This is a genomic window from Flavobacterium psychrotrophum (assembly GCF_003403075.1).
GTDB lineage: Bacteria > Bacteroidota > Bacteroidia > Flavobacteriales > Flavobacteriaceae > Flavobacterium > Flavobacterium psychrotrophum.
On the sequence record NZ_CP031557.1, the window covers coordinates 4,027,451 to 4,047,549 of the forward strand.

At 42.1% G+C, this 20,099-nt stretch carries 17 protein-coding genes and 1 pseudogene; 8 read left to right on the forward strand and 10 right to left on the reverse strand.

The window, feature by feature from the left end:
• Positions 1–14 precede the first annotated feature (14 nt).
• The 6 genes from DYH63_RS17400 to DYH63_RS17425 form a co-directional block, all read right to left on the reverse strand.
• Complete coding sequence (locus DYH63_RS17400) at positions 15–2,171, reverse strand: M12 family metallo-peptidase (protein WP_116790009.1); 2,157 nt, start codon at positions 2,169–2,171, stop codon at positions 15–17.
• A gap of 279 nt (positions 2,172–2,450) precedes the next feature.
• Positions 2,451–3,113 (reverse strand): ACT domain-containing protein, encoded by a 663-nt coding sequence (locus DYH63_RS17405; protein ID WP_116790010.1) that lies wholly within the window; start codon positions 3,111–3,113, stop codon positions 2,451–2,453.
• Between the two features lie 72 nt (positions 3,114–3,185).
• The gene (locus tag DYH63_RS17410; RefSeq protein ID WP_116790011.1) at positions 3,186–3,545 is read right to left on the reverse strand and encodes a YraN family protein; all 360 of its coding nucleotides are present in this window, start codon (positions 3,543–3,545) and stop codon (positions 3,186–3,188) included.
• The gene (locus DYH63_RS17415; protein ID WP_116790012.1) at positions 3,545–4,441 is read right to left on the reverse strand and encodes a S66 peptidase family protein; all 897 of its coding nucleotides are present in this window, start codon (positions 4,439–4,441) and stop codon (positions 3,545–3,547) included. The genes DYH63_RS17410 and DYH63_RS17415 overlap by 1 nt, the downstream gene beginning before the upstream one ends.
• A 366-nt stretch (positions 4,442–4,807) precedes the next feature.
• Positions 4,808–5,464 (reverse strand): hypothetical protein, encoded by a 657-nt coding sequence (locus tag DYH63_RS17420; protein WP_116790013.1) that lies wholly within the window; start codon positions 5,462–5,464, stop codon positions 4,808–4,810.
• A 95-nt stretch (positions 5,465–5,559) separates the two neighbouring features.
• On the reverse strand, positions 5,560–6,744 hold the full coding sequence (locus tag DYH63_RS17425) for an OmpA family protein (protein WP_116790014.1): 1,185 nt from the start codon (positions 6,742–6,744) through the stop codon (positions 5,560–5,562).
• Between the two features lie 230 nt (positions 6,745–6,974).
• Here DYH63_RS17425 and metG point away from each other — a divergent pair.
• The 3 genes and pseudogenes from metG to DYH63_RS17440 all read left to right on the forward strand — a co-directional run bounded on the left by metG (position 6,975) and on the right by DYH63_RS17440 (position 11,458).
• Positions 6,975–9,136 (forward strand): annotated as a pseudogene (gene metG, locus DYH63_RS17430) (methionine--tRNA ligase).
• A 214-nt stretch (positions 9,137–9,350) separates the two neighbouring features.
• The gene (locus DYH63_RS17435) at positions 9,351–10,769 is read left to right on the forward strand and encodes a hypothetical protein (RefSeq protein WP_116790015.1); all 1,419 of its coding nucleotides are present in this window, start codon (positions 9,351–9,353) and stop codon (positions 10,767–10,769) included.
• A 59-nt stretch (positions 10,770–10,828) separates the two neighbouring features.
• Positions 10,829–11,458, forward strand: a complete 630-nt coding sequence (locus tag DYH63_RS17440; protein ID WP_116790016.1) for a chloramphenicol acetyltransferase — start codon at positions 10,829–10,831, stop codon at positions 11,456–11,458.
• Positions 11,459–11,554: 96 nt separating this feature from the next.
• Here DYH63_RS17440 and DYH63_RS17445 read toward each other — a convergent pair whose 3' ends face one another.
• The gene (locus DYH63_RS17445) at positions 11,555–12,403 is read right to left on the reverse strand and encodes a winged helix-turn-helix domain-containing protein (RefSeq protein WP_116790017.1); all 849 of its coding nucleotides are present in this window, start codon (positions 12,401–12,403) and stop codon (positions 11,555–11,557) included.
• A gap of 134 nt (positions 12,404–12,537) precedes the next feature.
• Between DYH63_RS17445 and DYH63_RS17450 the strand changes: the two genes are divergently transcribed.
• Positions 12,538–12,966: a DoxX family protein gene (locus DYH63_RS17450; protein WP_116790018.1), complete on the forward strand. Its 429-nt coding sequence runs from the start codon at positions 12,538–12,540 to the stop codon at positions 12,964–12,966.
• A 104-nt stretch (positions 12,967–13,070) separates the two neighbouring features.
• Here DYH63_RS17450 and DYH63_RS17455 read toward each other — a convergent pair whose 3' ends face one another.
• Both DYH63_RS17455 and DYH63_RS17460 read right to left on the reverse strand, forming a co-directional pair.
• Positions 13,071–13,352, reverse strand: coding sequence for a hypothetical protein (locus tag DYH63_RS17455; RefSeq protein ID WP_116790019.1), 282 nt, complete (start codon positions 13,350–13,352; stop codon positions 13,071–13,073).
• 94 nt (positions 13,353–13,446) lie between these two features.
• The gene (locus DYH63_RS17460; RefSeq protein ID WP_116790020.1) at positions 13,447–14,175 is read right to left on the reverse strand and encodes a metallophosphoesterase family protein; all 729 of its coding nucleotides are present in this window, start codon (positions 14,173–14,175) and stop codon (positions 13,447–13,449) included.
• A 122-nt stretch (positions 14,176–14,297) separates the two neighbouring features.
• Here DYH63_RS17460 and DYH63_RS17465 point away from each other — a divergent pair, with 122 nt between their 5' ends.
• Together DYH63_RS17465 and DYH63_RS17470 are read left to right on the forward strand one after the other, a co-directional pair.
• On the forward strand, positions 14,298–16,043 hold the full coding sequence (locus DYH63_RS17465; protein ID WP_116790021.1) for a DUF7619 domain-containing protein: 1,746 nt from the start codon (positions 14,298–14,300) through the stop codon (positions 16,041–16,043).
• A 40-nt stretch (positions 16,044–16,083) separates the two neighbouring features.
• Positions 16,084–16,542 carry a hypothetical protein gene (locus DYH63_RS17470; RefSeq protein ID WP_116790022.1) on the forward strand — a complete coding sequence of 153 codons (459 nt, stop codon included), beginning with the start codon at positions 16,084–16,086 and terminating at the stop codon, positions 16,540–16,542.
• 373 nt (positions 16,543–16,915) lie between these two features.
• Here DYH63_RS17470 and DYH63_RS17480 read toward each other — a convergent pair whose 3' ends face one another.
• The gene (locus DYH63_RS17480; protein WP_116790024.1) at positions 16,916–18,070 is read right to left on the reverse strand and encodes an ATP-binding protein; all 1,155 of its coding nucleotides are present in this window, start codon (positions 18,068–18,070) and stop codon (positions 16,916–16,918) included.
• Positions 18,071–18,260: 190 nt separating this feature from the next.
• Here DYH63_RS17480 and DYH63_RS17485 point away from each other — a divergent pair, with 190 nt between their 5' ends.
• Together DYH63_RS17485 and DYH63_RS17490 are read left to right on the forward strand one after the other, a co-directional pair.
• Positions 18,261–19,400, forward strand: coding sequence for a lycopene cyclase family protein (locus DYH63_RS17485; protein ID WP_116790025.1), 1,140 nt, complete (start codon positions 18,261–18,263; stop codon positions 19,398–19,400).
• 198 nt (positions 19,401–19,598) lie between these two features.
• Entirely contained in the window at positions 19,599–20,009 is a 411-nt protein-coding gene (locus DYH63_RS17490; RefSeq protein WP_116790026.1) for a BrxA/BrxB family bacilliredoxin, read from the forward strand.
• Positions 20,010–20,099 lie beyond the last annotated feature (90 nt).

A 20,099-nucleotide genomic window follows, 5' to 3' on the forward strand; every position in this document is an offset into this window, starting at 1 on the left:
GTAAAGGAGTACCACTACTCCTTTACAACCCTGATGTTTGCACTGTTTTCGCTATTTGTAACTCTAAAGAAGTAGATGCCGGCAGCATAATTGCTCATATCAGTAACATCTGTTGTGCTGTTAACCTTCTTCTGTAACAGCAATTGCCCGGCTACGTTGTAAACAGCAATATCTGTAAGGCCTTGTGGCGCGGTAATGGTAATATTGCCGTTAACCGGATTAGGATAATAGGTAAGATTAGCAAAAGTATTGTGTGCAGTGCCTAGTGTGCAGTTTGCTGTAGCGCGCCATCCGGCATAGTTAAGCGCTTCATCTGATATAAACTCAAAGGTTAGTGCACCATCTGTATTAGAAGCTGTGTAGGGGTCCGGTATAACATTACCACTTACCATATCAAGCATTGGCGCACCAGTTCCTATACCGTCATAAACATACATAAAATCATAATCCGGTTCGGTCTGGAAAACAGTAAACGATACGTTTACTGTCTGCCCCGCAGCCGATGGCTTTATGATGCTTATAACATGAAGACTGTCAGTATAGTTTCGGTTACCCGAAGGATCCATCCAGATAGCGCCATTACACCATTCTGCCGCCGTGCCAAAAACAAGATCAGTTGTTTGCGGTGTTTGCCCTTCATTACAAACCGGCCTAACCCCAAAGTTATAATATGTATTTGCCAGTAAGCCTGTTATGGTAGCAGTATTAACAACTACCTGCTCCCAGTTGGTTATTGTACTTCCATAAGCAGCATATCCTACCTCCCAGGGGCCATTGGTACTGTCTTCCCAGTTAAGGGTAGCAGCATCTAAGGCAGCATCAGTAAGGGTAATGCTGGCTACTGTATTTATACAGGTATTTATACAATCTGTACTAAGGCATGATGCCGATTCTACGGTATCTAATATTAGCGCAGCCGGTTGCGGGCCAAATCCATTAGCAAAATTAATCCCTACGCCGCCTACAAGGTGGCAGTAACTCATTATCGTTCCACCTACATTTCCGTCAGGTATGGGACCAAGTTCGCATTCGCCTTCTGCAAAGCCTGCCGATGTACCACAACCGTCTATAGAAGTGCCGTTACCATTCCAGTAGCAGCCGTGCGTATGCGGCGAGCCATAAAGGTGACCTAGCTCGTGGGTTATAACCTGAACTGTCCATGAAAAAGTAGGCACATCATCATACCACAAATCAACATCGCTGTAACTTACATTGCCATCGGTACAAAAACCATTTATACTAATGGCTACACCGCCAAGGCCACCTTCGTCTATACCTAAAAGCTGTCCTACATCGCCATCAAAAGTGGGCCTCATATAATAGAATTGCTCCAGATAATCACCGGAATTTTCTCCGCTGTAAGGGTCTGGCTCTGTCCAGATATAAACTGACTTTATTGCTGTGGTAATGCCATCATTATCATAAAGCGTCTGCACATTGTTAAACACCGAAGTAATCCAGTTAGAAGCCAGCGCAGTGTCTGCACCATTTTCAAGAAACAGCTCATAATCAAGTTCAAAATATACTGTAACACAACGTGTGCTTTGTGTATCGCGCCTTACAACATTAGCAGGGTTAAATACTGGCAGTTCTTTATTATCGGTTACCGCACAGCTAAAGCTTGAGGCAGCCTTAAGGTTACTGTCAGAATAAATGATATAGTTACTCAGGTTTCCGGGCTGCTTAAGCCTGCCTACCACAAGGTTATGCAGTTTAGCAGACGAAGCCACACCATTCATTTCTTTACCAAAAAAATTAAATGATGCGATAGATTTTGGGTCGCCCTTTACAATGCCACGGTAGTAGGCACCCTGTGTGTAAGATATATTTTCGTTTTTATTAGTATCTATATGAAAACCTTTTGCCACAACCTCTACACGGTAAAGCTGTAGCGTTACGGTGCTGTTGTTGTAAGGCAGGGTAAGCTCTATTGCTTCATATTTTTTTGTAGCAACATCCCTAACCACATTAGTATTTAGTGTAGCAAATGTAGCATTGCTCACCGTAGCGTCTATAGCCGGGCTATAAGCCTTATCAGATACTGAGAGGGGCGCTACAGCCCTGAAATTTGTATTGTTGCTAACCAGTTGCTGTATATGCTGTGGTACACGTTGTTGTCCAAAAAGTGTTATGGTGCATAGAAACGCCATAACCAGAGTAATTTTTTTCATTCAGGTAAAGTAATTATCCTGGCCGACTTATACGGGCAGGTGTGCAAATGTATTATTATCAACAATATATTTAATCTTTTTAGAGATTTTGTTTCAAAACAGCACCGTATATCGTTAGACAGTATTGATAATGCCGTAAAACAAACAATCACAAAAAAAATCTTTTACACTTTAATACCGCCCTGTAAAATAGAATTTGCAGGATATTACTTAGTATTGATACACTCTGGTTTAGGAATAAAAAAATCCGGATTGTTATATCCGGATTATCTTTATGTTTTAGTTACTTGTCTTTAAGTCTTTAATAACCTTAAAGGCCAGGTCTACCTCATCTTCGTTTACCAGTATGGTAAATTCATAAGAAGTGGAAATTACCTCAATAATGGTAATACCTTCCCATGCCAGCCTCTGAAAGATGTAATAGTAAATACCCGGTGTGCTAATGTTGTCTTTGGGTAATTTTACCGTTATAGAAGCCAGGTTATCGCTGCGCTCTATCTTCTTTTCATCTGCAAAAAGACGGTCTACAAGATGATTCATGCTCGAGCTAACTACAATATTTGTTTCGTTTACTCCACGTGATGATGTATAAAACACATCAGGGTTCATGTTGATGTTTGTAATAAGCTCTGCCTGCCTGCTTAGTATGGTATCGCTCACGGCATAGGTAAAATCAGTAAGCGACGATCGTACCGTAATCTCCCCAATGCCTTTAAGTACTTTTACGATTTTATGGTTTACGCGAAAATCAAGGTCTTCACTAAGCCTTTTAAGAGACATAACCACCGCACCCTGCTTAATATCCTTACCAAGCTCCTGCTCCAGTTCCGGCATCATGGTACGTGCTAAAGAGGTAAGGTTAATGATTCCCTGAGAAAGTGCACTTAATAGAAAAGGTTTTGTTTTAATGTAGTGTTCTACTACCGAAGAAATTGTTTTCATACCTAAATAGTTGTGTGTGTTGTTGTTTGGGGGTCAAATATACAAAATAAAACAAATTGTTACGAATTTAACTTAAAAGTAAAAAAACGCATCAGTAAGATGTTCTATGTCATAGCCGTCTCTTTTTTTATGCACGGCTACTATGTCAAAACGCACCTCAGCATCAAGGTCGTTATCTTCTACAAACTGGTTAATCGCTTTTACCAGTAGTTGTATTTTTTTTGGCTTTACAAAATCCTGTGGTAACCCAAAATCGAGTGTAGATCGTGTTTTTACCTCTACTACAGCAAGTATGTTTCCTTTTTGGGCTATGATGTCGACCTCTGCCTTCTGAAAAACATAATTAGTATGCAAGATAGTATATCCTTCCTTTTTTAAAAAATCTGCGGCTACTTTTTCGCCTTCTTTACCCAGCTCATTATGCTCAGCCATTATTCAAACACGATCTTAGTGCTTGTTGCCGTTACATCCATGCTTATTTCTTTACCAAAAACCAGTGCACGATTGTCCTGTATGTGCCCGGCCGGAAAGTTAAAGCAAATGGGTATCTTATATTCTTTAGTAATATCCTGAATAATTTCCAGGGCATCGTGCCCCCAGGGGATGTCGTTATCGCGCATTTTTGTAAATCCGCCAATTATAATGCCCTTTACATTCTTAAAATAACCGTTGCGCTCCAGGTTCATCATCATGCGGTCTATATGGTACAGGTACTCATCAAGGTCTTCTATAAACAATATCTTGCCTTTATAATCTACCTCAGACCTCGACCCAATGATGCTAAACAGCACAGAGAGGTTTCCCCCTACCAGCTCTCCGGTGGCTTTTCCGGGCTTATTAAACTTATGCGTTGGAATGCTGTAACTTAGCTTTTCGCCAAATAACGATTTCCGGAATGTTTCTATCGCCTCGGGTGTGGCATGGGCAACACTTACACACATAATACCGTGCAGGGTAGCAATATCCATATTATTAATGTGGCTGTGCAGTACGGTGGCATCGCTAAAGCCTATAAACCATTTGGGCTTCTTTTTAAAATGAGTAAAGTCAATACGGTCTATCATGCGCACGGTACCATAGCCGCCTTTAGCACACCAGATCGCTTTTATAGTAGGGTCGTCTACCATATTCTGAAAATCAGTAGCACGTTGCCAGTCGGCACCGGCAAGCTGGTTGTTGTCCAGCCCCACGGTTTTGCCTACCACTACATTAAGCCCCCAGCTTTTAAGCAGCTTAATGGCCGGCTCTAAAGGTTCGTGATCTATTTTTCGGGCGGTGGCCAGTATGCCTACGGTATCGCCCTTAGTAAGGTAAGGTGGTATCTTCATAATTCCGGTTTGCGGATAAACAATGCTACAACAAAGTAACGAAAGAAATAAAAAAAATCGTACAACCATTAGTGGGTAATTTTTGAGGCACTATAACGATGCCGCTAAAAACAAAGATAAGGGTTGTAACAATGGAATGCAATAAGCGTGTTTAAAGCTAAGGCAAACGTATCATTTCATCTGCTTAATTTTTTTTGCCGCGAATTCCTCGAATGTTCACAAATTTTAGAAATCATTAAATTCGTTATATTCAATGTGATTTAAAGCTGCATTAGGATATTTGTGAAAATTCGAGGAATTCGTGGCTTATTCTACATTGAGACTTTGCCATGTATAAAAGCACCTTTTGCAGCAAAAGCGAATATTTTAATCGTAGTATTTTTTATGCCAGCCCCAGCCCCAGGTTATTCCGGCACCTACAAACGTTGTGGTAGAAATATTGCCCATGAGCTTAAAGCCAAAGCTGTGTCCCAGCCCGGTAGGCGGCCCCACCGGTATAAGGTAATAGATATGATACGGAATTTTGCGCGGCTTAAACCATTTTACCGAAACCTCAAAAGGCAGCCCAACATGTTTGGTTGCATTATAATGGTAGCGATTAGTAGTAGTATTAAATACGGGCAACTCCCTTTGATTAAAGGACACACCTGCTGAATAACTAAATGCCATGTTTCCTTCAGCAATGCGCCTGCCGTAAAGCAGGCCATATTCTTCTATCGACTCACGGACCGAAATAAACGGAAATGGGACGATGGGCGACACAAGTTCTACATTATAGTTTGTTACATTAGAAACGCGTGCCGTAATCAGGTTTTTGCCAAACTGGTAATTTGCTGAAATGCTTGCCATAAGTCCTTTAGAACTTCCTCCTGCACCACCAAAAAGAAAATCGGCAAAAATTATGGGATTTGTTTTTCTTGGCTTAAGCAGTGTATCAGGATTGAAATCGGGAATCTGGTTTTCTACCTGAGCCTTGGCAGCATAGCAAAACAAAAGCAGCGCAGCTAAAATAAAGTTTTTCATAGCAGGTGGTTAGGTTACACAAACATACAACTATGCCGTGTATAACAGATGCTTAAACATTATTTTAGTTGCGCCGCAAAGAAGAATTATTTGGCTTAAAACAAATTATCCCACCAGCCTTTAAATCCTTTTTTCTTTTCTTCCTGTGCTTTTGGCAATCCGGCAAGCAACGCTTTTTGGGTAATATAATAATGGTGGTTGCGCTGCCTATCTACCTTATGGCGACATTTGCGAAGCTGCACTCCTATCTCTTTACTCCTGCCATATTTATTTGAGCCCTTAAAAATAGCACCGGCTAACGTGGCACGGTTAGATGCTGCAAATGCCCAGGTGGTATCATTAATTTTTGCCGAGAAGAAGATATCTCCATTACGGCTATCCATCTTTGCGGTTGTAAAATTATACGGCTTATCTGTATACAAATACACAACACGGTAGCCATTAGCCCTGTTAGCCAGCATATCGAGGTTTATCTTTATGCACTTGGCAGGTTTTGCAGGAAGCACAATGGTGTACATCTTTGTCTTTTCATTGGTCGTTACTTCGATATCAGTGTTTCTCCATGAAACTTTTCCGTTACCATCTTCTACCGAAAGCCAAACGCTTGCTTTTTTATTAATGACACCCCTGTTTGCAGAAATCTTAATTGTAAATGTGCCCGTACTGTCTATGGTTTTGTAGGTGTTACATACGGTAACCATGCCATCGGTCTTTAATATTTGTCCGTCTTCGGCTATGCCATACATTCCTCCGGCTATCATTTCGTCGTCAGAATAAAATTCATCTACCGTCACACGCCCGGGACCCGAAGCGCCCGTAAGGGTTACGTTAGTACCCGCCTTGGTAGCAATAAATGGTTCATTATAATTTTTTACAGGCATTGCTACTACATTGCCATACACTTCTATCCTCTTATAATGGTATTCAATGCGCACCCTTCGCTTCTTTACCGCAGATAGTGCCGCATTGCGCAACTGTGGGGTATCTGGCTCTGATGCCGAAATTGTAAATCCTGACAGCTGAAAATAAGCAGCAACACTATCGGCACGGCGCTGCGCCAGGATGTTGTTGTAAGCATCGGTACCCGCATCATCGGTAAAGCCGAAGACTTTTATGCTGTAATTTTGAGTCCCTTTTATTTCAGATGCAATACTGTCGAGCGTTTTTCGGCCTTGTGCCGTAACCACATCGCTGTTAAAATCGAAATAAGTAAAGGCAGTTTTTTGTTGTGCCTGCACTGCAAAGCAACTCAATAATAGTAGTAAGAGATATTTTTTCATGGCCTTATGGTTTTACTGTTTAATGGTAAGATGCCGGTGGTTGTATAGAGGGTTGGAATTGTATCTCTTTTATTTCACAAAGTTTCGCAAAGAAGGCGCAAAGTCTCGCAAAAATTTTCCGGCTTCCCGCTTTGAGTACCTTTGCGCCTTCTTTGCGAAACTCTGCGAAATGGCTCTGAGTACCTTTCTATAATTTTCGTACTTTTGCATACAAATTCACAAAAGCAAAGATGTTACAAGACCCGAACCGAGGCAAAGCCGAATCGAGCGAAGCTAAACGATATACTGTTACCGCCGCATTACCTTACACTAATGGTCCTATTCACATAGGGCACCTTGCAGGCGTATATGTACCCGGAGATATTTACAGCCGTTACCTGAGGCTTCAGGGCAAAGACGTTGCATTTATCTGCGGAAGCGATGAGCATGGCGTAGCCATTTCTATGAAAGCTAAAAAAGAGGGCATCACCCCGCAGGAGGTTATTGACAAGTATCACCACATCATTAAAACTTCGTTTGAAGATTTCGGCATCTCGTTTGATAATTATTCGCGTACATCGGCTAAAGTGCACCACGATACGGCTTCAGAATTCTTTAAAAAACTGTATAGTGAAGGTAAATTCATAGAAGAAGTTACCGAGCAGTTGTATGATGCGCAGGCAGACCAGTTCCTGGCTGACCGTTTTGTAACCGGCACCTGCCCTAAATGTGGTAACGAAGGAGCCTATGGCGACCAGTGCGAAAACTGCGGATCATCGCTTAACGCTACCGACCTTATAAACCCTAAGAGTACCATTACCGGTACTACCCCGATATTAAAAGCGACAAAACACTGGTTCCTGCCGCTTGACCAATATGATGCATTCCTGCGCGAATGGATTATTGAAGGTCACCAAAAAGACTGGAAACCTAATGTATACGGCCAGGTAAAATCTTGGCTGGATGATGGCCTTAAGCCACGCGCCGTAACCCGCGACCTGGACTGGGGTATTCCTGTACCTGTAGAAGGTGCAGAGGGTAAAGTGCTTTACGTTTGGTTTGACGCGCCTATTGGCTATATATCGTCTACTAAAGAGTGGGCAGCCCGCGAGGGTAAAGACTGGGAGCCGTACTGGAAAAGCGAAGACACCAAGCTGGTACACTTTATAGGTAAAGATAACATTGTGTTCCACTGCATTATATTCCCCGCCATGCTTAAGGCCGAGGGCTCTTACATTATGCCGGATAATGTTCCTGCTAATGAGTTCCTTAACCTTGAGGGCAATAAGTTATCTACCAGCAAAAACTGGGCGGTATGGCTACACGAATATTTACAGGATTTCCCGGGCCAGCAGGACGTACTGCGTTACTCGCTTACGGCTACAGCTCCTGAAACTAAAGACAACGACTTTACCTGGAAAGATTTCCAGGCACGTAATAATAATGAACTGGTTGCCATTTTTGGTAACTTTATAAACCGTGTAGTGGTACTTACCAATAAGTACTACAACGGCGAAGTTCCTGCACCAAACGAGTACAGCGATGTAGACATTGCTACTCTTACCGAAATGCGTGCTTACCCGGCCGTGATTGCAAGCAGTATAGAACGTTACCGCTTTAGGGAAGCCCTTGTAGAGCTTATGAACCTGGCGCGCCTGGGCAATAAGTACCTGGCCGACGAAGAGCCATGGAAAACTATTAAGGAAAACCCGGAGCGTGTAAAGACCCAAATGTATGTTGCGTTGCAAATTTCAACCGCACTATCAATACTGAGTGAGCCATTCCTGCCATTTACCGCAGCAAAACTTAAAGGCATACTGAAACTGGACGAAAGGCCGGAGCCGGTAATCTCATTAGGCATTGTAGACGAAACGCTAAGTTTTAACGATGCCAAGCGTAGCCACGCTACAGGCTGGAATGATGTTTCGGTTAAAGAAAACCTTTTGGTTGCAGGCCACGTTATAGGCGAGGCAGCACTGCTTTTCGCTAAAATAGAAGATGAGGCCATACAGGCACAGGTAGATAAACTGGAGGCTACAAAAACAGCTAATGCTGCTGCGAATAAAGTAGCTGCTCCGCAAAAAGACCTGATCCAGTATGATGACTTTGCGAAGATGGACATTCGTACCGGGACTATTTTAGAAGCTGAAAAAATGCCGAAAGCTAATAAGCTGCTTATTCTTAAGGTAGATACGGGCATTGATGTGCGCACCATAGTATCGGGCATTGCCGAAAGCTTTAAGCCGGAAGACATTATTGGCAAACGCGTTACAGTACTGGTTAACCTTGCCCGCGCAACCTGCGTGGTGTAGAAAGCCAGGGTATGATACTTATGACTCAAAGCCCTGACGGCAAACTGGTATTTGTTAACCCGGATACTGAGAGCGTTGATAACGGGGAGATGATTAGTTAGTCAAAGGTCTATAAAGTCATAAAGTCGAAGGAACATAACGCTGTGTAGTGAATAATTCCTGGATTTTTAAATATACAGCCTCCGGAAACGGAGGCTTTTTTATGACTTATTGCGTGTGGCTATTCGCTCCAATTATGTACCTTCATTTACTTATTACAAGGCATGATATTTGATTATCAAGCAATGCCTTTATTTAACTTTTGGCAAAACCGCTATGATCATCAAAAAACTACTTACCGGCCTTATAATCCTTTGCTGCCTGCAAACTGCTTTTAGCCAGGTAGTACTGTCTACCCATAACCTGGAAATGAAAAAATCTGGCATTTACCATGATGCCATGGCCGCACCCGAAGCCAAAAACCACGGCCTGGTGGTTTTTGCCGCTGATAAAGAAACCGTAACTGCCCTGCGCTATACCCGTGTGCTTTATTATAACGACAGTCTTGCTGCACCACGCCCCGGCGTAAACGATTATGATATGCTTGCCGGATACAGCTATGATGAAAACGAACATCCCTCTGCATACTGGGCAAGTGTCGACTTTACTAAAATTGCAGAGCAGCGTTTTAATTTTGATACCGGAGATGTAACCGATTATACGTTTGACATGGTGTATAAAGACGAAAACATCCTGATAACCTTTAGCGGTAGCAATTCGTTTTACATCATTACAAAAGCAAACAAGGGTTCTAAACTGTATGTGTATGTTTTTAACGGGGGTAAATACCTTAAACACGCGTTGGATTTTTCGGGGTATGAATTTAAAAATGCCAAAGATTCACATGCTACCCTTAGCAGCCTTTTAGACGAATATGGCATCCAAAAAATGGAAAATCCTGACTTTAATCCGCTTGCCGTTACTGCAGGAAAGATAAAGCTATACCTTAATGATGGCGCTATACAACTCAGTTTAGACCATAATACCGGGTTTACACAACTTTTTACCATAAGTGGCACAAACTTCTCCATATCTGAAACAAAAGTGCCGCAAAAGGCACTGGAAGACGGCAAATCAAATTCGTTTGTACATAATGATAAGCTGTACCAGGTGGTACTCGACAAAAAAGAACTGTCTTTAACAGCAACCGACCTTGAATCAGGAACAGAATTAAACACCTACAGGGTAAGTGCTGATGAGAACATCGCTTTTAAAAACTCAGACCTGCTGGAACAAACAGACAATAAAGGAGCAAAAATATATAAGAACACCCAGAAGTTTCTGCGCAAAGCGGCATGGGGACTTCCTGCTGTATCTGTATACAAAACTCCCGAAGATGTATTAGTTGTTACCGGTGCTATAAGGCGATCAACTCCTGCAGGAGAGGTTATACTGGGTAGTGTAGCCACCATTGGAATGGTAGCTACAGGTACGGGAGTAGATGGATTCGGGATGTTTAATGACCATACACAGTCTATTTACTTCGAAAGCCTTTTTGACGAAAACTTTACTCATAAACCCTTGCCACAGCAGCGCCTTGCCGCCGATTATATAGGCCGCTATATGTACGAACACCGAAAAGAAATATCTTTCCAGACCGTATTTTCTTATGACTACTACATGGTGCTGGGCTATTATGATATTAAAGCCAAAACGTATGTGCTTGTAAAATTTCAGGACGATTTTGTGCGATAGCCTGCCCTCCGTTTGTCTATTGTGGCGTATCTTTGCAGCTTTAATTTTACACTCTGCACATGCCCGTTAAATTAGACCTCAGCACCTGGCCCCGTAAAGAACATTTTGAATTTTTCAGCGCGTTTGAAGAGCCCTTCTTTGGGGTTGTCGCCGCTGTAGACTGTACAAAAGCTTATGCTACAGCAAAACAAAAAGGAATCCCTTTCTTTTTATATTACCTCCATAAAACACTGGCAGCCGTAAACAGTATAGAGGCTTTCAGGTACCGTAAAAAAGATGGTGATGTTTGGGTTTATGATAGTGTAGATGTATCGTCAACCGTAATGCGCGATGACAATACGTTTGGTTTTTCGTTTATGTCTTACCATGCCGACATAGAAACTTTTGTTGCTGAAGCTAAGATTGAGATTGAACGTGTTCGTAACACTCCCGGGCTTATAACCCGCACGTTTGATATGGATAATATCATCCATTTCTCGGCACTACCCTGGGTAAATTTCACCTCATTATCTCATGCCCGGAGTTATACTTTTCCGGACAGCTGCCCTAAGATATCGATAGGTAAAATGATGATTGCCGAAGATGGCACACGCACCTTTCAGGTATCTGTACACGTGCACCACGGCCTTATGGACGGCTACCACGTAGGCCTGTTTTTTGATGCTTTGCAAAGAGAACTGGATATATAACCTTTAACTCGTAATCCTACCACGAAGGGCACAAAGCTTTTCACGGGTTCACAAAGCTTTATGTAATGATTGCCTTGAATAATAAAAAGGCATAACCTAATCGTTATTTACAATAAGCTTATAGCCTTTGCCGTGGATGCTTACAATTTGTATGGCGGGTTCTGCCTTTAGTTTTTTACGCAGTTTAGATATAAACATATCCAGACTACGGCCCACAATAACACCCTCATCTTCCCACACCTCTTTTTGCAGGCGTTCACGCGGTACCTCAACATTAATGTTAGCCGCAAAGATATCCAGCACCCGGCTTTCTTTTCCGGTCAGGGGTTGGCACTCATCTTTAACAATAAGCTTTTGCAGCCCCGGATAATATTGCACTTTGCCTATCAGCACGCATTCTTTTTTCAAAGACAAGTTATCTGCTGTCTGTTGCTTTTGCTTACCGGAAAAACGTTGCCAGCCCACAAATAAGAAAAGAGGCAGCAGGCCAGCCGCCAGCCAGGCTCTATCTGAACGCTGCCTTAGCTTTACCGATACATAATAACACTTCTCTGGCAATGCACGTCCCAGGCACGGAGGCAGTTCCTTATTTTTTAAGGGCATGGTGTAGGCATACTGTATGGCATTATCACCACAACTATTAACCGTTACCGTATAGTTGTTAGGCAACAGCCCTGCACGTTCTTCAGCCATAGTAATGGCTACCAGCGCGTCGGGTTTAATAGCTATCGGCTTTTCAAAATATATCTCAAATTCATTTTCATAGACCTTTTTTACAGGCAATACTCTCGATGTACTGTCATTGCTGGCCAATAGCAGCTTGTGCCCTATCCGCCGGAGGGAAACAATTTGTTCTGTTTCGGGTACTGTTTTATTACGCCCAGTTACAAAAGCAGAGAGCGAAACCACCGCACAGCCCAGCAGGATGTATACATATTTAACCATGGGTTAAAAATAACAATTTACACCATGCGAATATCGCCGAAATCCAGATTTTACATTTGTTTACAATCATTTTACAGGCTTTTACCTCGCTTGTTTTCAGCCTGCTATAGTTTTGCTGAAAATCAATAAAACGTATGAATAATAAAATTTTTACATCAGCCCCACTTTGGGCAAACGGCATTGTTATTATCAGGGTATTTACCGGGATGCTCATTATTATGTATGGCAAAGAGATTTTTGAGGAAGGTGTAATGAACGATTACACGCACTTTTTAAGCGATGTAGGCTTTCCTGCCCCGGGGTTTATGGCACACTTTGCCAAGGTTACCGAAATTGTGGGTGGCGTAATGCTTATCCTGGGTTTGTTTACACGGCTGGTAACAGTGCCGCTCATGATCATTATGATGGTAGTTATCCGTTATATGGCCGGCGGCAGCTTTTTTAACGGCGGTACGGCTTCAGATTTCTTTTTACTGTTCCTGCTGTTCTTTTTAATGGGGTCTGGTAAATACAGCCTCGACTATCTGCTGTTTGACCGAAAAAAGGCAATCGAAACCGCATAAAAAAGCCACAGATCATACCGGTGCACAAAAACCCCTGTGTGCCTTATGGTATGATCTGCGGAAAAATTAACTGAACTAAAAATAGAATTAACCCTGTTGTAGGTTTAAATAAGGTTTATGATAAAAAGAAAGGTGTTTACAATAACACTCGTCCAAAAAAGATTGAATGTAATTTTTGGAGACAGCTGAGACAACAGTGCCCCATTATAGCTTACGCAAAGTACCACCGCAATAAACAGCTGCACCATTTGTATGGGTGCGTTGCCGTTCATTAAAATTGTCATGGCAGCAAGGCCGCCCACACAGCTTTGTACCATTACACCAAGGGTTGAAAAACCAAGGAATCCGCGTGTATAATTCTGTAAAAAATATTGATAAGTGCTCATAACCAATTGCTTTTAAATTATGAGTCAAAATTACAGCATCACAGCAGCTAATAACATGATATTAATCATGTTAGCACAACTATTTTTGATGTATTTAATTCCTGCCGTTCTCTTGTGGGTAGAGTTCAAATACCGGGTCGCTCTGCCAGTACTCTTTAGTATCGGCATCCATTATGGTAAGTGGCCCTTTAAAGGCAGCACCGGTATCTACATTCCAGATATTGGCTTTTTGTACGGGTACGGTAAGCCCAATGCGTGTTACAGGTGTATGTCCTATAAACACCTCTCTGTAATGGTTAAACCGTTTAGGATACAGCGCATCATCCGGCTTTAGGGCGGGGTTAAGCGCCAGTGCGGTTTCCCACAGGGTACGATCCCAGTAAAACATCCTGGGAAAATACTCATGGTGAATACCATTGATATTGGTAAAGCCCGCGTGTACAAACAGGCGGTTACTATCATCCAGATGGTAATCTTTAAGGCTTTCTAAAAACAGTAAGTGCAGCTGTTTTTTATCTTTATCTAAAGCGGTGTAACGCTCCATTGTAATGCGTCCGCCGTGGTTAAACCACTGTTCGCTATACTGCCCGGTTTGCAGCCATTGCATTAGCAGGTCGTCATGGTTACCACGAATGTACAGGCAGCTGTGTGTAGCTTTCAGGGCAATAAGATAGTCTATCAGTTCAGGGCTCTGGCTCCAGCCGTCTACATAATCGCCTAAAAATATCAGGTGATCCTGGGGTGTTGCCCCGCTGCGTTGCAATATTTGTTCAAGTGCTTTAAGGCTTCCGTGAATGTCGCCAATTACAAGGGTTCTGCCCATAGCAATTTTTTTAAGATGGTGTATTAAGTGCAAACGTAAATTTAGTACTTTGCAGTAAAGTTTTATGCTATACTTTTATTAAAAAACCAAACACATTAAAACCAATTAAAAACCAGCACGTTATGACTAAAAAATTACTATTACTGCTTGGCCTAATTTCATTTTCAGGCTTTGCATCGTTACCTGTAAACATTTATGATGGGGTTTTGGCTAATAGCACTCCTAATGATGTAGCAGCATCCTGCCCAGCCCCCCTAAACCTTGCCGTGACTAATATAACGCTTACCAGTGCTGTACTAAGCTGGACAGACACAGGCATGGCTACTGCCTGGGAAGTTCTTATAGTACCGCAGGGTAGCCCCGCCAGCGGGCCAGGAACACTATCTGTATCAAACCCCTATGTGGTAACAGGCCTTACGCCGGGTACGTGCTATAGTTTCTATGTACGTGCCGTTTGCGATGCCACTACTGCAAGTGCCTACTCAGGGCCTTTTAATTTTTGTATAGAGGAAAATATCCTGAGCGGAATCGTAAGGTATGAGACCAATGGCGATGGTGTATGTAACACACAGGATAACGTATTGCCTTTTGCACAACTGGAGGTGTTCTTTAATAATATTTTTGCCTTTACAACCTATGCCGATGCAAACGGGCGTTATAGAGCAACAATATCTCCGGAACAAACCGTAGTTTCGGTACATCCGGTGCTTCCGGCAGGTTTTCCTGATACAACTGTTCCGGCAACGGAAGTAATATTTACCGGTATGGGCCAGGAACGCTCTATAGGTATTTGCCTGCCGGCTCCTAACGAGATCATTAACGACCTGGCGATAGCGGTAACCCCCATAGGACAGGCGAAACCGGGTTTTGATGCCCAGTATAAAGTAGTTGTAACAAACTTGGGAGCAAATAGCTTTTCTGCTGCTGAGGCAACACTTATTTTTGACACTACCCGCCTTACGCTTGTAAGCGCATCTGTACCATATACTATTACGGGTAATGACATAAGCCTGCAACCCCGGGATATTGCCCCTTTTGGTGTTTTAGAAGCCACGCTTATCTTTAATCTTATGCAACCTCCGGTAAACAACGGAGAAGATATATTATCGTTTCATGGCTATCTGGTTCCGCCCGCCGGAGAGGACACAGATCATCTCGCAAATAATTACGCAACCCTTTTTCAGACCATTGTAAATTCTTACGACCCTAACAACGTGGTGGTAAGCGAAGGCTCGCTGGTACCACTGGAAGAGGAAGCACGAAATGGCAGTTACCTGCATTATACCATCAATTTTCAGAATACCGGTACCGCAGCAGCTACTAATGTACGTATAACCAACACTATCGACGCACTACTTGATGCCGACAGCTTTTTGCCTATTGCGTCGAGCCACACCTATACTGTAACACGAAATGAAAATGCACTGGAATTTAAATTTGATGATATCGACCTGCCGGACAGCACTACCAATGAGCCCGCAAGCCACGGATGGGTATCGTTCAGGGTTAAGCCAAAAGCTACCATTGCAGAGAACGATATTGCTTACAGTACCGCAAACATATTTTTTGATTATAACCCCGCCATTGTAACGAATACCGCCGAGGTAAAATTTTACTCTGTACTGGCCACAGACGGCTTTACATCTAAAAACATACAACTATATCCTAACCCGGTAAACGATGTGCTTAATATAAGCCTGACTGATGGCATCTTACAATCGGTTACGGTATACGACCTTAACGGCAGGCTATGCCTAACGTCTGGTAATGCAGCGGTTATAGATACGCACCAGCTTACCTCTGGGCTTTATATGGCAAAAGTAGTTACCAATAAAGGCACCGGGAATTATAAGTTAATAAAGAGATAATAACAAGGCGGCACGTAAGTGTCGCTTTTAGATTGTAATTATGAAAGCAATAGTTTCCATCTTGTTTCTTTTCAGTTTTTATTACTGCAATAGTCAGGGTATTGATATTAACTTACTAAGTGCTCCCGCAAAAGATGTTTATAAAGAAATTGCACGTATAGAAGCGCATTTGAAAGATAGTAAAACCAATAAAACTATTGAAAGATGGCCTGCGGATATGCTGGCTGAATTGTCTGGGCATAGTGCAAAATTTGTTGATGGCGATTATTTCGGAGCAATTTATGAGGTAAATGAAGAAGACATCACATATTGGAAAGAGTGGTTCAATACGAACCGGGATAAATTTTCATATTATAATGCAGCTGACATCAGTGAGAAAATATTAAAAACATCATCTATAATACAACTGGAATATGAACAGGGTTTGTTCCGCTATTCGGTTTCAGAAAGCGAGATGGAAAGGTATAAGGAAATTTCACTAAAAATGAAAACACCTTAAATTAATTATTAGGGCACACTTGCATGCTCTGGTTAAAAATAAATAACTAGCGGTACCCAGGTGCCGCTTTTTTTATACAATGAATTTTAAAGTAAAAAGCAGGAGGGCAAAAGCGATTACTACAATGAGATGTATGATTGCTGAAGGTTTGTTTGTCTTATCATTGCCTACTTTTACTGCATTATAGATGCAAAGAAACAGGCTGAAAACAGGCAGTAGAAATATAAGCATAATGCCTAAGCCAGGATTGCAGGGCCCTGAAGGGTAGAGATAGGCTAAGTAGTTAATAAGGCCGAAGGCTACCAAATAGAATAACAATGTTTGACCCGTTTTTCGAATGGTTTTATTTTGCAAAATAGTAGTTATCATAAGATCAATTAGTAGCCCTGTTGTACTTCATTTTCCGTAAAATCCGCATTGCCTCTTTAAAAGATACATACACGGCAGGATCTTTAAATGCTTTTAGAAGGGGCTTGGTATCTGCCAGTTTTTGCTTGGCATAGGTAAAGCCGTTCAGGTGGCATATCATCAGGGTACTGGGCAGGTTTTGCAGTTCCTTTTGTTCCCTTTCAGTAAGTTGTGTGCCTTTGTGCAGTTTGCTTATCAGCGCCAGTTGCGCATTATAGATATGGTGCATCATCTTACGATTGTACTGCGGCGGCTCAAACAACAGCTGCGACTCTATTTTGTAATTGCCATTTTCCTGAAAACGGATGCTTACCTGCTCCAGCGGATAATAACTGGTTTTGTCATTCAGCCCCAGTGCTACATATTCGGTAATGCTAAAGGTATCGTCGTTAAAGTCGATACTCACCTCATCTAAGGCAGAATAAAACAGTTTTACCTGCTCGTTTATCAGTTCGATGTCTACACGGCTAAAATACGTGCGCCCTTTTACGGTCTTTTTATGTCCCGCCCAGCACACAATAAACAATTCTTTAAACACCTTGTAACGGGCAGTCATATCTTTATGGCGGTTGTTTATAAAGTCGATAACCCCTTCCAGCGTATGCTCTATACTGTTTCGGGAACCATTCTCTATATCTCCTACAGCAAGTTCATTGGCTGGGTTAGGCGTTACATCGTATCCGTCTACGGGAATTGAATTACTACCCCGGCGAATAAAAATGGCACCTGCGGTTATGGTGTACACGTTCTTTTTAAAGTAAGATGTATGCCCACTCGGGCTTATGGTAACCAGCCCCACCACACGGTCTTTACCCAAATGCGGAAACGGTACGTTTTCATACTGTATGCGGGGAGGGTGAACCAAAAAAGCATTCACAAGATTTTGTATGCGGGAGTCATCGTAGAAGTCGGTTCCTGTAATTTCGTTATCACCATCTTCAACACCTACAACTATATAACTGTTGTTTGTAGGATTACTGTTACTCAGGGCGCAAATATGCTTTACAAACTTGGCCTTACCCTCTTTTGTATGCAGGTTTAGCTGGCGCTTTTTATCATAAAAGCTGCTCTCGTCGTTATGGGCGAGCAGGTTTTTTATGAGTAGGCGTTTGTTTAGCATGAGAGTTTAGAATTTAGATTTCAGAATAAGCTTCACTCAAATCCTGCAATCCTTCAACAATTACTTATTTTGAAACTTCAGCATTTATAAATGCTTCTTTACAAATCTATTAAAATATAAACGCAATTGAAAGCCGTAACAATATCTTAAACTACAAAACTGAGCGGGTATTTTAGTATTTTTGGAAATAATGAAACACTACCACTATATTTTTGCGGGTTCTGGCCTGGCAGCACTCATGACGGTTTATAAAATGGCTGTTTCGGGCAAGTTTGCCGATAAGCACATCCTGGTTATTGACCCAGATACCAAGCAGGCCAACGACCGTACCTGGTGCTACTGGGAAAAAGGCAGTGGTAACTGGGATGCCATTGTACACCGCAAATGGAATACCGCGCTTTTTGCCAATGAGCAATTTAAACGAAAGCTCAACTTTGATGGTTACCAGTACAAAATGGTGCGGGGTAAAGATTTCTACAACTTTGTTTTTGATGAGATTAGTAAGCATCCGAATATTAACATTGTACGCCAGAAAGTTTCTGCTTTTAAAGACCTTGATACCTATGTAGAAGTAAAAGCTGACAACCAGGAATATACCTGCGATACATTTTTCAACAGTATTTATTGCACCGCCCTGCCTGCTGCCCAAAGCAATTATCCGGTATTGCATCAGCATTTTATTGGCTGGCACATAAAGACTGACACACCTGCTTTTGATGCAGCCGTGCCTACATTTATGGATTTCAGCATACCACAGCGTGGCAATACCCGCTTTATGTATGTACTGCCGTTTAGCCCAACTGAGGCCATTGTAGAATACACACTCTTTAGCAAAGACCTGCTTCCGGAAGCAGAATATGAAACTGCAATTAAGGATTATCTGACCGAGAAAGGTATTAGTAGTTACGAAATTGTGGATAAAGAACGCGGCAGCATCCCCATGACGTCTTACAAGTTTTGGGAAAGCAATACCCGGAATATAATAAACATCGGCTCTGCCGGAGGGTGGACAAAAGCCAGCACAGGCTACACTTTTCGCAACAGCGATAAACGCTCCGGACAGCTTATTGATACCTTGCTAAAGGGAACAGATTTTACGATATATCGTAAAAAATCAAAATTCTGGTTCTACGATTTGCTGCTGCTCGACATCCTGGCACGCACGAATGAAAAGGGCAGCAGCATATTTTCGGCAATGTTTCGAAAAGGCGATGCCGCACCCATCTTCAAATTTTTAGATGAGGAAACTTCGCTGGCTGAAGATCTCAGCGTAATTTGGCGTTGCCCGAAAGGATTGTTTATAAAGGCACTGCTGAAAAGATTATTTTAAATTATAAATTTTGAGTTTTAAATTATTGCCATGCGGACTCTGAGGCTAAGCGGCTCAAAAGCCCAGCGGCTGAGTAACTTTAAAAACTTTCAACTTTACAACTTTTGACTTAAATCTATCTGTAATAAAAATTGATACATTTATATTTTTAAATCTAAAATAACTATCTTTGCAGCATCAACTTTAATTAGTATTGTTATGTATCCTGAAGAACTGGTAAGACCAATGCGTGCTGAGCTTTCAGACGCTGGTTTTAAAGAAATATTTAGCGCTGAAGATGTTAAGAACGAAATAACTAAAGAGGGTACTACCCTTGTAGTCGTTAATTCTGTTTGTGGCTGTGCAGCGCGCAACGCCCGTCCGGGTGCAAAAATGAGCCTTGCTAACGGTAAAACACCAGATAACCTTATAACGGTATTTGCAGGTGTAGATAAAGAAGCAGTAGACGAAGCAAGGGGCCTAATGTTCCCTTTCCCTCCGTCATCACCTAGTATGGCACTTTTCAAAAACGGTGAGCTTGTACACATGTTAGAGCGTCACCACATTGAAGGCCGTCCTGCAGATATGATTGCAGAGAACCTTAAAGATGCTTACGACGAGTTTTGCTAAGAAACATTTGTTACAAAAAGATACTTAACCACGCCCTTAGGCGTGGTTTCTTTTTTGTCTTAAAGCCTAAAGTTATAAGGTAATAAAACG